We start from the raw sequence: 15,260 nt of genomic DNA, 5'->3' as shown, positions 1-15,260 counted from the left end.
GTCGGCGGTTCGCGCAGGGGTGTGTCGAACTGTTGCGCACGATGTCACTGGATGACCTCCACGGCCTCACGCAGCTGACGGCGGCGGTCGCGGTCGGCGCCGGTGGAGGTCAGCGACGGCGCGGATTCGATCAGCAGTCGAGTGTATGGATGCCGGGGATCGGCGAGCACCTCGGCGGTCGGCCCGTCCTCCACGATGCGACCGCGGTACAGCACGATGAGCCGGTCTGTGGTGCCGGCCACGGAGCCGAGGTCGTGCGAGATGAACAGCTGTGCGAGGTCCTGCTCGTCCGCCAGCAGCCGCAGCAGATCGAGCACCTGGACGCGGCTTGCGGCGTCCAGGGCACTCACCGGCTCATCGAGGATCAGCAGGCGGGGGTGCAGCACGAGCGAACGGGCGAGCACGATCCGCTGTCGCTGTCCGCCGGACAGCTCGGAGGGCAGCCTGTCGGACAGCAGCGGATCCAGCCCGACGACGGTGAGCACGTCCTCGACGTGTCGTGCGACCTCGTCGCGGCTCAGACCACCCCGGATGACGAGTCCCTCCGCGATCGAATCCGACACCCGCATGCCGGGGTTCAGGCTGCGCAGCGGATCCTGGTGCACGTACTGGATCGCTCCACCGCGGCGGAACGCCCGCAGGCTCCGGCCGCGGAGCGCGGCGATGTCTGTCCCCGCGATTTCGACCGTGCCGTCGAGGATCGTCGTCAGGCCGAGCAGGGTGCGGGCGAGCGTGGACTTCCCCGAACCGGTCTCGCCGATCATACCAATGCGCTCGTCGGCCGCGATGCTCAGGGTGATGTCCTTCAGCACCGGCAGGGCGCGGCGCCTCGGTCCGTAGCCGATGCTCGCATGCTCCAGACGGATGAGCTCAGGCATGCGCGGCCTCCCGCGTGAGGACCCGATCCAGCCCGTACTCGGCGTGTGCACGCACCAGAGCGCGCGTGTACTCGTGCGCGGGGGCACTCAGGACGGTGCTGGAGTCGCCGGACTCGATGATGCGCCCGTGCCGCATGACGTGGATGCTGTCGCACACCTGGACGACGACCGGCAGATCGTGGGACACGAACAGAATCGCCAGTCCGGTCGTCGCGCGCAGGTCGGCCAGGACGTCGAGCACTTCGGCCTGGACCGTCACGTCCAGGGCGGTGGTGGGCTCATCGGCGATCAGCAGTTCGGGGGACTCCGCAATGGCGATGGCGAGCAGAACGCGCTGCAGCATTCCCCCGCTGAGCTCGTGCGGCAGCGCGCGCGCGACGCGTTCCGGCGCGACCAGGCCCAGATCACCGAGGCCCCGGACTGCGGCATCCCGCGCGTCGCGGCGGGAGAGGCCGCGCTTGACGCGATGCACCTCCGCGAGCTGCCGACCCACGGGAATGGACGGATTCAGGTGCGAGCCCGGGTCCTGGAACACCGCGCCGATGCGCGTGCCGCGGATGGCCCGCCACTGCGCGCTCGTGGTGCGGTTCAGATCGATGCCGTCGAAGACGCGGCGCTGGGCCGTCACGACGAGCGCGTCGGGGACGATGCCGAGCACCGAGCGGCAGGACAGGGATTTGCCACTGCCGGACTCGCCCACCAGCCCCAGCGTCTGCCCGCGGTCGATGGTGAACGACACGTCGTCGACGAGGATCGAGCCGTCCGTGGTCGTGATCGAGAGCTGCGAGACCTCGAGAAGGGTCATGCTGTCACTTCCTGTCGTGTGCGTGCAGCATTCTGCGGCTGCGGTGCGCGAGTGCTGAGGGTCTGGGCGTCTCTCAGCGCATCGGCGAGTGCGTTGAACGCCCACACCGTGGCCACGATGAGTGCGGCGGGTGCCAGCGGGCCGGCCGGGCGCTGATAGAGGTATTTCAGGTCCCCGGCGAGCAGGCCGCCCCAGGTCGGCTCCGGCGGTACGACGCCGATCCCGAGGAAAGTCAGGGAAGCCACGACGACCAGCGCCGTGCCCATCATCGACGCCGCGGTCACGGTGATGGCGGGGAGCACCTGCTGCCACACGTGCCTGCGGAGCACCCATCCGGTGGACGCGCCCATCAGCTCTGCGGCTTCGACGTACTGCGATCGCGCAGTGCTGAGAGCAGCAGCACGGGCCACGCGGAAGAACGCAGGGGAGATCAGGATGCCGACAGCAACCATCGCCTGCGGCACCCCGTTGCCGAGCAGTGCGGTCATCGCGATCGCGAACACCAGGAAGGGCAGCGTCATCAGCGCGTCCGTCACGCGGAGCGCGAACCATTCGAACGTCCGCGACAGCTGGACGGACAGCAGCGCCGGCACCACTCCCAGGGCGGCGCCCACGAGCACCGCCAGCAGCGCCGAGATCACGGAGAGCGGCGACCCGGCCAGCAGCCTGCTGAGCACGTCGCGTCCCAGTTCATCCGTTCCCAGCAGGTGCGCCGGGCTTGGGCCCTGCAGCATTGCCGCGGTGTCCTGCGCATAGGGATCGTGCGGTGCGATCAGCGGCCCCACGACGGTCAGCAGTGCGATGACCACGAGGATCGCCACGGCGATCCGTGCGCTGGTGGACCGCAGGATGTCGGTGATTCTCATTCCGCGCTCCTTCTGGATGCCGGCTGCAGGATCGTCAGTCCGATGTTCACGAGCACGTTGAAGACGAGCACGAGGATGATCGACACGACCAGGGTTCCCAGCACGACGGGCACGTCGCCGCGGAGCGCCGAGTCGGCGGCGAGCAGTCCGAACCCCGGCATGTTGAAGATGGTCTCGGTGACCACGGCGCCGCCCAGCAGCGCGGGGATCTTCATGCCCAGTGCAGCGACAGCGGGCCCCGATCCGTTGCGCAGCGCGTGCACGAACAGGATCCGCCCGGGGGAGAAGCCGCGCAGGACGGCACCAGTGATGTACGGCTCGGACAGCGTGTGCACGAGGCCCGTGCGCAGCTGCCGGGCGATGTCCGCCGCAGGCTCCAGGCTGAGCGCGATGGCAGGCATGATGATGAGCTTCAGCCACATGGCGGGATTCTGCTCGAAGGGCACGTATCCCGACGAGGGGAGCAGCTTCAGCCAGACGCTGAGCAGGACGATCAGACCGATCGAGACGACGAACGGGGGGAGCGTGGACACCGCCGACACGAACGCGGTGATGCTGCGGTCCACCACCCGTCCCTGGTTGACGGCTGCCGCCAGCCCGAGCACGATGCCGGCGGCCACACCGAGCAGCAGTGCGACGACCACGATGGACGTGGTGATCGTGAGCCGCTGCCCGATCAGCGTGGAGACCTGGAAGTGGTTGTACCAGCTGACGCCGAGATCACCGGACAGCAGTGACCGCATCCAGTCGAGGTACCTCACCAGCAGCGGTCGGTCCAGGCCCAGCCGGTGCTCGATCTGCGCGATGCGCTCCGGTGTGGCCTCGTCTCCCGACAGCGATGCTGCCGGGCTCAGGCCGCTGGCGGCGCCGAGCAGGAACGTGATGAGCGTCGCGATGATGAACACCGGGACGACGGTGATGAGGGTCGCGCCCACCGTCCGGAAGGCGCGACCTGAGATGTATCTCATGAGTGAGGAGTCAGCGGCATCAGCTGTCGACTCGCACCCCCTCCCAGCGCACCTGCGAGGGCAGGAGGTTCAGGTCGCTCACCCCGGGCGCCGAGATGAAGATCCACGGCGAGGTGTAGAGGTAGTTCGTCGGCGACTGCTCCACGCCCGCCTTCACGGCCGCGCGCAGGACGGTCGGGTAGTCCGGCGAATCGATGGGCGTCGCGCGGACGGCATCCAGCGCCTTCTGGAATTCGGTTGAGGAGTGCGGGCCGGACAGATTCATGATCCCGGCGGGGCCGTACGTCGCGAGCAGGTTCGCCACCGGCGATTCCCGCCCGATGGTGCCGTCCAGGGCCAGCTGCGGGGACTTGGCCACGTACACGTCGTCCTGCCAGGTGGTGGACCCTGCGGGAACCAGGCGGATCGTGGAGTCGATGCCGACCGCCTTCAGCTGCGACTGGGTGAGCTGGGCGTCGAGTTCGCCGCCTGCGTGCGCGGTGATCTCGATGGACAGCTGTCCGTCCTTGTAGCCGGCGTCGGAGAGGATCTTGCGCGCCTTCGCCGGGTCGTAGGTCCAGAGCTTCTCGACCTCGGGGTTGAAGGCGATGTATCCCTTCGGGAACGGCTGGTGCACAGCGCTGCCCTTGCCCGCGGTGATGGCGTCGACGAACGCCTTCCGATCGAACGTGTAACGCAGCGCCTCGATCACAGCGGGGTCGTTCAACGGCGCCTTGTTGAGGTTCAGCGAGGCGTCGTTGACCGCGAGGGTGTCGGCGATGGTCACGTGCAGACCCGCGGCCTTCGCCTGGTCCAGCTGAGTGGCGGGGAGCCTGGCCACATCGACGGAGCCGGACTGGACCGCGGAGACGACGGTGGCGGCATCCAGCGCCGTGCTCAGCTCCAGCTTGTCGATGTGGATGTCCTTCGCATCCCAGTAGTCCTTGTTCTTCACGAACGTGGCGTGCGACTCGGGTACGAACTCGGTCAGGACGAATGGACCCGCGCCCACCGGGTCGACGGCCAGCTTCGCGGGATCCTCCGCGGCCTTGGGGCTCGCAATGGCACCGGTGCGCCCGGCGACGAGGTAGGGGATCTGGTAGTCGACCTCGGAGAGGTGCAGGGTCACCTGGGTCGGCGAGTCGGCGGTCACGCTCGCGAGGTCGGCGAGCTGGTCGCGCAGATGGGAGTCGGCCTGCGTCTTGCCGCGCTCGAAGTGCGCTTTGACCGCCTCGGCATCCAGCGGCGTGCCGTCGCTGAATCTCAGGCCTTCTCGAAGCGTGAAGGTGATGGCGGTGCCGGCGTCATCGTACTTCCAGCTCTTCGCCAGACCCGGGGTGACGTCGCCCTTCGCGTCCAGCTGGGTGAGCGAGGCATAGGCCAGCGAGATCGTGTTGATGTCGATGCCTGTGCGGCTCGCGACCGGATCCCACGACGTGGGCAGTCCCATCGACCAGCGCAGCACTGTCTGCTGTCCGGATGCTCCGGCATCGCCGGATGCGCCGGACGCGCACGCGGCCATGCTCGCGGTGAGGGTCACTGCGAGGGCTGCTGCGGCAAGGGTGCGCCATGATCTGGTCACTGTCGGTCTGCTTTCTGTGAGGTGGTTCCGGTGAGGTGGAATGGGAGAAGCGCGGTCAGGAGATCGTCGCGAGCTGATCCGCATCGACGGCGGATGCGACGGATTGCGCGGATGCCGCCGTCGTGTGGCGGTTCTGGGGGACTGGCAGTCCGAGGTGCTCGCGGAGCGTGGTGCCCTCGTACTCGGTGCGGTGCAGGCCACGGGCCTGCAGGATCGGGATCACATCCCGTAGCAGGCGGCGGAACTGCGCGGGTTGGGCGACGTAGACGTTGAAGCCGTCGACGGCCCCGGCCTCGAACCACTCCTGGAGACGGTCTGCGACGGTGGTCGGCGAGCCCACGAACGGAGAGGGGTGGAAGGCCGAGAGCCGCTCGACGACCTGTCGGAGCGTGAGCGAGTCCTTCTTCGCGAAGGCGACGATGTGCTCCGCGTTCGTGCGGAAGCTGCGCTGGGCGAGATGCAGCACGTCGGGGAACGGCGCATCCAGGTCGTGGACGGTGAAGTCGTGCCAGCCGAACGGCCTCCCGAGCTCTGCCAGGGCGATATCGAATGAGTTGCTCTGCTGGTGGGCGGCGCGCTCGAGCGCCCTGGCTTCCTCATCCGTGTCGCCGACGAAGATCCGCGCCCCGGGCAGGATCAGCACGTTCTCGGGGTCGCGACCGGCCGCTGCGGCGCGCCCTCTGATGTCCTGCCGGAACGCGATGCCCGCCTCGATCGTCGATGCGTGGGTGAAGATGCCCTCCGCGTGACGTCCACCCAGGTCTCGACCGTCGTTGCTGTCGCCGGCCTGGAAGATCACCGGCTGGCCCTGTGGGGAGCGCTGGATGTTCAGCGGACCGGCGATGTCGAAGAACTCCCCGTGGTGATCGGTGTCGTGCAGCTTCTCCGGATCCAGGAACACCCTTGTGTCCCGATCACGGGGGAACGCGTCGTCCTCGTAGCTGTCCCACAGCGCCTGCGACGCCTGGATGTGCTCGGCGGCGCGACGATACCGGGTCGGATAGTCGAAGTGCTCGTCGAGTCCATAGTTTCTGGAGGTCCCCGCGTCGCCGCTGGTGACCACGTTCCATCCGGCCCGACCGTGGCTGATGAGGTCGAGCGATGCGAATCTCCGGGCGAGGTTGTACGGGGAGTTGTACGACGTCGTCGCGGTGCCCACCAGACCGATGCGGTCGGTGGCGACGGCGAGGGCGGACAGCAGCGTCAGCGGCTCGAGCCGATTCAGGTAGTGGGGCGGTGAGTTCGGGGTGATGAACTGGCTGTCAACGATGAAGACCAGGTCGAACTTCGCCTGCTCGGCGAGACGCGCGTACTCGATGTACCAGTCGATGTCGACGCTGGCATCTCCGGGGATCTCCGGATCCAGCCAACGCAGCTGATCGCCGGGCCCGCCGGTGCCGGTGAGGATCGCGCCGAACTTGATCTGACGCGGGGTGTTCGTCTCTGCCACTTTCCGACTCCTGTTCCTTGTGCTGTCCCACGATTGTGGGACGCGGTCCAGGAAGGCGGAAGGACAGATGTAACACGGCGTGACTTCGCGAAATCGGATGACGAGGGACTACCGCTGGAGCAGAAGTTGTGCTGCAGGTCATGCGATCGGCGGCACTGTCGATGGTGTTCTCCGTGCGGAGACCGCTCTGATCAGGGGATCAGCACGATCTTGCCCGTGGCGGTGTGCTGCTCGATGAGTTCGTGGGCGTGTGCGGCCTCGGCCAGCGGCAGCTCGGGACCGAGCTCGACTTGGAAGTCACCGGCCTCGATGAGATTGATGGCCACGCCGACGGCTTCGTGGCGCCACGCCAGCTGCTGCTCGGTGAGCGGAATCGGGTTGCCGCCGGAGTACGCCTGGATGCCCAGCTCTGCGGCATCCGGCCCCCGCACGATGGTCGCGATGCGGTCGTGGTCTGAGACCAGGTCCAACGAGGTCTGGATGGCCTCGTCGGTGCCCGCGCCGTCCAGGGCTACGGTGACACCCTGCGGCGCGGCCTCGCGGACGCGGTCGGTGAGGCCCTCGCCGTAGGCGACGGGGATCGCGCCCAGCGCGCGCAGCTGGTCGTGCCGCGCGGGACTTGCCGTGGCGATGACCGTGGCGCCCCACAGCACGGCGAACTGGATCGCGGCCTGGCCGACAGCGCCGGAGCCGGCGTGGATCAGCACGGTGTCGCCCTTGCGCACCCCGAGCGAGCGCAGCGACTGGTACGCGGTGCCGGCGGGGATCGCCAGAGCCGCGCCCTCGGCGGACGTGACGCCGTCCAGCAGGCGGGTGATGTGCCCCACTGGCACGGCCAGCGACGTGGCGTATGTGCCGCGGGTGTCGCCGATGGCGACGCGCTCACCGACCGCGTAGCCGCTCACGCCCTCGCCGATCGCGGTGATGGTTCCCGCGCCGTCGAAGCCCACGTGCCGCGGCTCGGTGATGGGAGGCAGCGGACGGAGTCCCGAGCGCTGCTTGACGTCGATCGGGTTCACTCCGGCCGCCTCGATGCGCACGACCACCTCGCCGGGGCCGGCGACAGGGTCGGGCACCTCCACCAGCCGGAGCACGTCAGGGGAACCGAGTTCTGTGTGGACGATCGCGCGAGCCATGGATTCAGGCTAACCCGACTCAGGCGCCTGCGAGCGCCTTCATGATGCGCTGAGGCGAGACGGGCTGGGCGGTGCCCAGCCGCTGCGCGAACACGCTGACGCGATACTCCTCCAGCAGCCAGCGCACGTCCACCAGCGCGGCGGATGCGTCGGAGGCGAGGGGTATCGTGCCGCCGGCGTCCTCGTAGGCCTTCGCCATGCGCTCGAACTCCGTCATGCGGGTACGGTCCTTGCCGGGCTCGTTGGCCAGTATCTTCAGGCGCTCCAGCATCCCGTCCAGGTAGCGCGGCAGGTGCGCGAGGCGCTCCACACCGGTCGCGGAGATGAAGCCGGGCCGGATGAGCCCGGCCAGCTGAGAGCGGATGTCGTTCAGCGGGCCCAGCAGGGCCAGCGAGTTCTGCGACTTGATGCCGCGCTCCACGGCGCGGCTCTTGGTCAGGATGGCGGCGACCAGCGACACGCAGGCGAACAGGCTGTCCACGAGCGCCGCGTTCACGGCATCCTGCACCCGGCGGAACTCTGCCTCGTCTCGGATCACGCCGTTCGGAACCTCGGCCTCGATGAGTCCGCGCACCACGGCCGTACGCGCGTCCTCGATGAGGGCCGCCACGTTCTGGTACGGCGATGCCGCCAGCGCGAGCTTCTCGGCCGAGGTCAGGTGGTTCTGCACGTACGAGGCGGGCGAGGGGACGTTCAGCAGCACCAGCCGCAGCACGCCGTCGCGGGTGGCGGATGCCGCGGCATCCGCCGTCGCCTCCAGCCGCACCGACACGCTCGCGCCGCGATCGACGATGGCGGGGTACCCGCGCACCACCCCGCCGGCGACCTTCGTGTCGAGCACCTCGGGCAGGTCGCCGAAGGTCCAGTCGGTGAGGTCGTCGCGCTCGATGGACGTGGGGCCGCTCGACGGGCTTACGGACCCACGGAGCGCAGCGGGCATGCGACCCTTCGACAGGCTCAGGGATCCAGTCCCATCGCGGGTGCTCTTTCCGATGGACCGCGCCACGCTCTGCCGGGACCGGTCCGACAGTCGCTGCTGCAGCGTCACCAGATCGCGATCCGACCCTGCCACGCGCCCGCGCTCGTCCACGGCGCGGAAGTTCATCCGCAGGTGCCCCGGCACCCGCTCGTCGTCGAAATCCGCGGCTGATACCCGCTGGTTGGCGATCGGCTGGATGAGCCTGGCCAGCGCCTCCTTCAGCGAGCGCTCCGGCACGCCGGCGTGCTTCTCCGGGCCCTCGTCGGCGAGCTCGGCGCTGAGCTTCGCCGCCCAGTCCGCCGCGGGCACGACATGCCGGCGGATGGCCTTCGGCAGCGCTCGCAGCAGTGCGGTGATCAGCTCATCGCGCAGTCCCGGCACCTGCCAGTCGAACCCGGTGTCGCGGATCTGCGCCAGCAGCGCCAGCGGCAGCACCACGCTCACGCCGTCGTCCTCGGCGCCCGGCTCGAACCGGTACGCCAGGCCCAGCACCTGGTCGTCCTGCGTCCAGCGGGTGGGGAACTCGGACTGGTCTGCACGGTCGTCGTCCTCGAGCAGGTCGCTCTCGCGCATGACCAGCAGTTTGGGCGTGGATGCCAGCGCGTCGCGCCACCACTTCTCGAACGAGCGCACGTCGAACACCTCGTGCGGGATGCGCTCCTCGTAGAACGCGAGCACCGTCTCGTCTCCGACCAGGATGTCGCGGCGTCGCTCGCGCTCCTCGAGCTTCTCCAGCCGGCGGCGCAGCTCGGCGTTGGCGCGCCAGAACGCGCTGACGCGCTTGTCGATGCGGGACGGATCCCACTCGCCCTCCACCAGCGCATGCCGGATGAACAGCTCCCTGGCTCCCGCGCGGTCGATGCGCGCGAACTGCACGCGCCGGCGCGGGATGATCTCCACGCCGAACAGCGTCACCTTCTCGTAGGCGACCGCGGCCCCGGCATCCTTCGACCAGTGCGGTTCGGTCACCTGACGCTTGGCGAGGTCTCCGGCCAGCGCCTCGGCCCACGCCGGGTCGATGGCGGCGACCGTGCGGGCGTAGGTGCGCGAGGTCTCGACGACCTCGGCGGCCATCACCGCCTGCGGGGACTTCTTGCGCAGGCCCGATCCGGGGAAGATCGAGAATCGGATGCCGCGCGCGCCGCGGTACTCGGCGATACGGCGCTTCTCACCCTTCCGAGGCTTGTCCTTGTTGGAGCTCGGCGCCGCGGTTCGCTCATCGAGGATCCCGATCTGCGAGAGCAGACCCGCCAGGATCGCGCGGTGGATGGCATCCGGATCGGGACCGGATTCCCGATCGCCCGCAGCGTGGGTCGCTGAGCCCGTCGAAGCGCCCTTCACCAGCGTCTTCAGCTGACGGTGCACGTCGAACCACTCGCGCACGCGCACATAGTTCAGGTGCTCGCTGCGGCACATCCGCCGGAACGCGCTGGAGCCGAGCTCCTTCTGGCTGGTGCGCAGATGCTTCCACAGGTTCAGGAGCGTGAGGAAGTCGCTGGTGGGGTCCACGAACCGGGCATGGGAGCGGTCGGCCTCGTCGCGCACCGACTGCGGGGCATCCGCCGACGGCCGCTCGCGCACATCCTGGATGGAGAGCCCGGCGACGATGGCCAGCACCTCGCGCAGCACGCCGGACGACGGCTTCGCGGCCTCGACCAGCATCCGCGCGAACCGCGGATCCATCGGCATCCGTGAGATTTCCCGACCGATCCGCGTCAGGCGCGGCGATGCTCCCCGGGCCAGGTCGACCGCGCCGATCTCGGTGAGCAGATCCAGCGCGGCCTTCACGCCGCGGGAGTCCGGGGGAGTGAGGAACGGGAACGCCGTGATGTCGCCGAACCCCAGCGACAGCATCTGCAGCACCACCGAGGCCAGCGACGTGCGCAGGATCTCGGGCTCGGTGAACTCTGGCCGCTTCTCGAAGTCGTCCTCCGAGTACAGGCGGATGGCGATGCCGTCACTGGTGCGGCCTGCACGTCCCGAGCGCTGATTCGCGGATGCCTGCGAGATGGCCTCGATGGGCAGGCGCTGCACCTTGGAGCGGGCGCTGTACCGCGAGATGCGGGCGGTGCCGGCGTCGATCACGTACTTGATGCCGGGCACGGTGAGGCTGGTCTCGGCGACGTTGGTGGCGAGGATCACACGGCGGCGCAGGCCGGCGACCTTCGAGCGCTCGAACACCCGGTGCTGCTCGGATGCCGACAGCCGGCCGTACAGCGGCAGCACCTCCACGGGTGCGGACGTGGAGCGGTACGCGCCCCGGACGGCCTCGGCGGCATCCCGGATCTCGGCCTCGCCGGGCAGGAACACCAGCACGTCGCCGTTGGGCTCGCGGTCCAATTCGCGCAGCGCCGCGACGATGGCGGTGACCTCGTCCTCGGACTCCTTCTGCGCGTCAGCCGCATCGTCCACCAGCGGTCGGTACCGGATCTCCACCGGATAGGTGCGCCCGGACACCTCGATGATGGGGGCGGGCTCGCCGTCGGCATCCGCGAAGTGCGCGGCGAAGCTCTCCGGATCGATGGTGGCCGAGGTGATGATGAGCTTCAGATCCGGCCGCTCGGGCAGGATGCGGTGCAGATAGCCCAGCAGGAAGTCGACGTTCAGCGAGCGCTCGTGGGCCTCGTCGATGATGATCGTGTCGTAGCGGCGCAGGAGCCGGTCGCGGTGGATCTCGTTCAGCAGGATGCCGTCGGTCATCAGCGCGATGCGCGTGGCATCCGACACCTGATCCGTGAACCGCACCTTGTAGCCGACCAGGTCGCCCAGCTGCACGCCCAGCTCCTCGGACACGCGCTCGGCGATGGTGCGTGCGGCCAACCGCCGCGGCTGGGTGTGCGCGATGCGCTGGCGGCCCAGTTCCAGACAGATCTTCGGTAGCTGCGTGGTCTTGCCCGAGCCCGTGGCGCCGGCGACGATCACGACCTGGTGATCGCGGATGGCGGCGGTGATCTCCTCCCGTGCCGCCGAGACGGGCAGCTCGGGCGGGTACGAGATCACGGGCGAAGACATAGCCCTCCATCGTACGACGCGACCGAGCCGCATGTCGCTTGTCCGTCCTACGCTGGAGCCATGACGATTCCCACAGTCCGGTTCAACGACGGCAACAGCATCCCCCAGCTCGGATTCGGCGTCTTCAAAGTGCCCGCCGATGAGGCCGAGCGCGCGGTGACCCTGGCGTTCGAGGCCGGGTACCGGCACATCGACACCGCCGCCATCTACGGCAACGAGGAGGGCGTGGGCGCCGCCATCGCGGCATCCGGCATCCCGCGCTCCGAACTGTTCATCACCACCAAGCTCTGGAACGACCGCCATCACGACGACGAGCCCGATGCGGCCATCGCCGAGAGCCTGGAGAAGCTCGGGCTGGAGCAGGTCGATCTGTACCTGGTGCACTGGCCCACGCCCGCCAAGGACGACTACGAGCACGCCTGGGAGAAGATGATCGGCATCCGCGATCGGGGGCTGGCGCGTTCCATCGGCGTCTCGAACCACCTCGTGCCGCACCTGGAGCGCATCGTCGCCGCCACCGGCGTGGTGCCCGCCGTCGACCAGATCGAGCTGCATCCCGCCTACCAGCAGCGCGACGTCACGGACTGGGCCGCCGCCCACGACGTGCGCATCGAGGCATGGGGCCCGCTGGGCCAGGGCAAGTACGACCTGTTCGGCACTGCTCCCGTCGCCGACGCCGCCGCGGCGACCGGCCGCACTCCCGCCCAGGTCGTGCTGCGCTGGCACCTGCAGAAGGGGAACATCGTCTTCCCCAAGTCGGTGCACGAGGGCCGCATCCGCGAGAACCTCGACGTGTTCGGCTTCGAGCTCAGCGACGCGCAGATCGCCGCCATCGACGCTCTGGATCCCGGCGACGGCTCCGGCCGCGTGGGCTCCCACCCCGACGACGTCAACTGACTCCTGTCGGCGGCGTCACATGACGCCGTGTTTCACTCGGATGACGCCCCGTGTCGCTTCCCGCGACGCGGGGCGCTCCGCTCAGTAGCGTCGATGCCATGCCAGCTCCCTACCGCGTCGTCGCCGTCTCCGGATCCCTGCACGAGCCCAGCAAGACCACGGCGCTGCTGCGCGCCATCGCGGATGCCGTCGCCGCGCGCATCGACGTGGACGTGCGTGTGATCGAGCTGACCGAGATCGGACCGGGCCTCGCCGGAGCGCTGCGCCGCGACGACCTGCCGGATGCCGTGGAGCAGCAGCTGCGCGCCATCGAGGACGCCGACCTGCTGATCGTCGGCAGCCCGGTCTACCGGGCATCCTTCACGGGGCTGTTCAAGCACCTGTTCGACTTCATCGGGCAGTACGCGCTGGTCGGCAAGCCCGTGCTGCTGGCGGCCACCGGTGGCGGGGAGCGGCATGCGCTGATCATCGAGCATCAGCTGCGCCCGCTGTTCGCCTTCTTCCAGGCGCTCACTCTGCCGCTGGGCGTGTACGCCAGCAACACCGATTTCGACGGGTACGAGATCGTCTCGCCGCAGATCCTCTCGCGCATCACCCTGGCCGCCGAACGAGCCCTGCCGCTGGTGGGCTACGCGCCCGTGCAGGACCCCCGAGCGCTCGCCGCCTTCTGACCTGCACCCCGCCCGCCCACGGGCCCCGGTGCGCGGGTACGGTGGGTGCCATGACCAACCGGCTCGCCGAGACCCTCAGCCCCTACCTGCGCGCACACGCGGAAAATCCCGTCGACTGGCGGCCCTGGAGCGCGGAGGCCTTCGAAGAGGCCAAGCGTCGCGACGTGCCGGTGATGATCTCGATCGGCTACTCCACCTGCCACTGGTGCCACGTGATGGCCCGCGAGTCGTTCAGCGACGAGGCCACGGCCGCGCAGATCAACGACGGGTTCGTGGCGGTCAAGGTGGACCGCGAGGAGCATCCGGAGGTCGATGCGGCGTTCATGGCCTCGGCATCCGCCTTCACGCAGAATCTGGGCTGGCCGCTGACGGTGTTCACCACCCCGCAGGGCGGCACGTTCTACGCCGGCACGTACTGGCCCGACGAGGCTCGCGGCGGCACGCCGGCGTTCCGCGACGTGCTCACCGCCGTGCGCGAGGCGTGGACCGATCGGCATGACGAGGTGCTGGCGTCGGCGGATGCCGTGGCAGACGCTCTGCGCGCCGCCGCCCGCCAGCCGGAGTCGCGGCTGCCGGATTCGGGCGCGTTGCGGTCGGCGGCGGAGTCGATCACCGACCGCGAGGACCACGAGTTCGGCGGCTTCGGCGGGGCGCCGAAGTTCCCGATGGCCACCGCACTGCGGTTCCTGCAGCATCCGGTGGCGGGCGGAGCGGATGCCGTGGAGCGGGCGCTGGAGGCGATGGCCGACTCCGAGCTGCTGGACCGGGTCGACGGCGGGTTCTTCCGCTACGCCACCCAGCGGAATTGGACCGTGCCGCACTACGAGCGGATGCTGACCGACAACGCGCAGCTGATGCAGGTGGCGCTGGATGCCGGGCGCGCCGACATCGTCGAAGGCATTGCGGACTTCCTCCTGAACGTGCTGCGCCGCGAGGGCGGGGCGTTCGGCGCCGCGCAGGACTCGGAGTCGTGGATCGACGGGCAGCGGAACGAGGGCGGCTATTACCGGCAGGATGCCGCGGGCAGGGCCCAATTGGATCCGCCGGCCGTGGACGGCAAAGTGCTGACCGGCTGGAACGGCCTGGCCATCGGCGCGCTCGCGCGCGCGGGCGCCGTGCTGGGCGTGCCGGAGTGGGTCGAGGCAGCCGCAGCGGCGGCCGAGCACGTGCTGCGCGTGAACCGGTCCGAGGACGGTGCACTGGTGCGCTCGTCGCTGAACGGCCTCGCGGCCGATGCCGTGGCCACGCAGGCCGATCTGGGCCTGCTGGCCGATGGACTGCTGGCGCTGGGCATGGCATCGGGCGACGCGACCTGGGCCACCCGCGGCCTGGAGGTGCTGGCCATGACGCCCGCGCAGGATCCGGTGCTCACCGCACAGGGCATCGTCCGCGGTGCGGACGACGGCGACGGCGATCTGCCCTCGGGGCCCGCGGCTGCGGCATCCGCTCATCTGACCGCCTGGCTGCTGGGGGCGGGGGAGGACCATCGCTCGCACGCCGAGCAGCTCACCGCCGGCGTCGCCGGGCGCGCACTCGCGCATCCGATCGCGTACGGCGCGATCCTGCGCGTCGCGGCGGGGCTGTCGGTGCCGCCGCGACAGGTGGTGGCCGTGGTCTCGTCCCGCGAGGGAGGTCTTGCGGATGCCGCGCTCGAGGCCGAGGCCGACGTGATCGCCGTGGTCACCCCCGCGCAGGCGAAGGCGTTCGCGGATGCCGGGTTCGAGCTGTTCGCGGGCCGCGACGTCTCCGATGGCGTGGTCTACGACTGCCGTGACTTCGTGTGCAGGATGCCCGCCGCCGAGCCCAGGGAGTTCGCCCGCGCGCGCTGAGCCTGTGCCGCGCCGAGTCTGGGCCGCGCCGGGTCTGGGCCGAGCTGGGCCTATGCCACGCTGGGTGCATTCCACCTGCTGAGAACCGGAAGACTGCCCAGAACCGGTTGGATGCCCGCGCTTCCGTCCGGATCTGGGCGATCTTCCGGTTCTCGGATGCCGGATCGTCGTGACCATGCGCGTCGTGTATCAGGTATTTGATACACGT

11 protein-coding genes are annotated in these 15,260 nt (G+C 69.5%); 3 read left to right on the top strand and 8 right to left on the bottom strand.

Features of this window, described 5'->3' with window-relative positions; all coding sequences use genetic code 11:
- Positions 1-44 precede the first annotated feature (44 nt).
- From Q0568_RS08645 to hrpA, 8 genes are all read right to left on the bottom strand, one after another.
- Entirely contained in the window at positions 45-878 is an 834-nt protein-coding gene (locus tag Q0568_RS08645; RefSeq protein WP_298865433.1) for an ABC transporter ATP-binding protein, read from the bottom strand.
- Positions 871-1,683, bottom strand: coding sequence for an ABC transporter ATP-binding protein (locus Q0568_RS08640; RefSeq protein WP_298865431.1), 813 nt, complete (start codon positions 1,681-1,683; stop codon positions 871-873). The genes Q0568_RS08645 and Q0568_RS08640 overlap by 8 nt, the downstream gene beginning before the upstream one ends.
- The gene (locus Q0568_RS08635) at positions 1,680-2,549 is read right to left on the bottom strand and encodes an ABC transporter permease (RefSeq protein WP_298865429.1); all 870 of its coding nucleotides are present in this window, start codon (positions 2,547-2,549) and stop codon (positions 1,680-1,682) included. Before Q0568_RS08635 ends, Q0568_RS08640 begins: the two co-directional genes overlap by 4 nt.
- Complete coding sequence (locus Q0568_RS08630) at positions 2,546-3,517, bottom strand: ABC transporter permease (protein ID WP_298865428.1); 972 nt, start codon at positions 3,515-3,517, stop codon at positions 2,546-2,548. The genes Q0568_RS08635 and Q0568_RS08630 overlap by 4 nt, the downstream gene beginning before the upstream one ends.
- A 19-nt stretch (positions 3,518-3,536) precedes the next feature.
- On the bottom strand, positions 3,537-5,078 hold the full coding sequence (locus tag Q0568_RS08625) for an ABC transporter substrate-binding protein (RefSeq protein ID WP_298865426.1): 1,542 nt from the start codon (positions 5,076-5,078) through the stop codon (positions 3,537-3,539).
- Between the two features lie 55 nt (positions 5,079-5,133).
- Positions 5,134-6,528 (bottom strand): LLM class flavin-dependent oxidoreductase, encoded by a 1,395-nt coding sequence (locus Q0568_RS08620; RefSeq protein ID WP_298865424.1) that lies wholly within the window; start codon positions 6,526-6,528, stop codon positions 5,134-5,136.
- 191 nt (positions 6,529-6,719) lie between these two features.
- Complete coding sequence (locus Q0568_RS08615) at positions 6,720-7,664, bottom strand: NADP-dependent oxidoreductase (RefSeq protein WP_298865422.1); 945 nt, start codon at positions 7,662-7,664, stop codon at positions 6,720-6,722.
- A 19-nt stretch (positions 7,665-7,683) separates the two neighbouring features.
- Positions 7,684-11,688, bottom strand: coding sequence for an ATP-dependent RNA helicase HrpA (gene hrpA, locus Q0568_RS08610; protein ID WP_298865420.1), 4,005 nt, complete (start codon positions 11,686-11,688; stop codon positions 7,684-7,686).
- 27 nt (positions 11,689-11,715) lie between these two features.
- Between hrpA and Q0568_RS08605 the strand changes: the two genes are divergently transcribed.
- The 3 genes from Q0568_RS08605 to Q0568_RS08595 all read left to right on the top strand — a co-directional run bounded on the left by Q0568_RS08605 (position 11,716) and on the right by Q0568_RS08595 (position 15,052).
- On the top strand, positions 11,716-12,552 hold the full coding sequence (locus tag Q0568_RS08605; protein ID WP_298865418.1) for an aldo/keto reductase: 837 nt from the start codon (positions 11,716-11,718) through the stop codon (positions 12,550-12,552).
- 98 nt (positions 12,553-12,650) lie between these two features.
- On the top strand, positions 12,651-13,223 hold the full coding sequence (gene msuE / locus Q0568_RS08600) for an FMN reductase (protein WP_298865416.1): 573 nt from the start codon (positions 12,651-12,653) through the stop codon (positions 13,221-13,223).
- A gap of 50 nt (positions 13,224-13,273) precedes the next feature.
- Positions 13,274-15,052 carry a DUF255 domain-containing protein gene (locus Q0568_RS08595; protein ID WP_298865413.1) on the top strand — a complete coding sequence of 593 codons (1,779 nt, stop codon included), beginning with the start codon at positions 13,274-13,276 and terminating at the stop codon, positions 15,050-15,052.
- Positions 15,053-15,260 lie beyond the last annotated feature (208 nt).

It is taken from the genome of uncultured Microbacterium sp., assembly GCF_937927635.1.
Classification (GTDB): Bacteria; Actinomycetota; Actinomycetes; order Actinomycetales; family Microbacteriaceae; genus Microbacterium.
This window is presented reverse-complemented; position numbering and strand designations above follow the sequence as displayed.

Bases quoted from the DNA above. Each gene is read 5' to 3' on its own strand.
- Q0568_RS08615 (WP_298865422.1), bottom strand. From the start codon at position 7,664: ATGGCTCGCGCGATCGTCCACACAGAACTCGGTTCCCCTGACGTGCTC.
- Q0568_RS08640 (WP_298865431.1), bottom strand. From the start codon at position 1,683: ATGACCCTTCTCGAGGTCTCGCAGCTCTCGATCACGACCACGGACGGC.
- Q0568_RS08645 (WP_298865433.1), bottom strand. From the start codon at position 878: ATGCCTGAGCTCATCCGTCTGGAGCATGCGAGCATCGGCTACGGACCG.
- hrpA (WP_298865420.1), bottom strand. From the start codon at position 11,688: ATGCGGCTCGGTCGCGTCGTACGATGGAGGGCTATGTCTTCGCCCGTG.
- Q0568_RS08635 (WP_298865429.1), bottom strand. From the start codon at position 2,549: ATGAGAATCACCGACATCCTGCGGTCCACCAGCGCACGGATCGCCGTG.
- Q0568_RS08630 (WP_298865428.1), bottom strand. From the start codon at position 3,517: ATGAGATACATCTCAGGTCGCGCCTTCCGGACGGTGGGCGCGACCCTC.
- msuE (WP_298865416.1), top strand. From the start codon at position 12,651: ATGCCAGCTCCCTACCGCGTCGTCGCCGTCTCCGGATCCCTGCACGAG.
- Q0568_RS08595 (WP_298865413.1), top strand. From the start codon at position 13,274: ATGACCAACCGGCTCGCCGAGACCCTCAGCCCCTACCTGCGCGCACAC.
- Q0568_RS08605 (WP_298865418.1), top strand. From the start codon at position 11,716: ATGACGATTCCCACAGTCCGGTTCAACGACGGCAACAGCATCCCCCAG.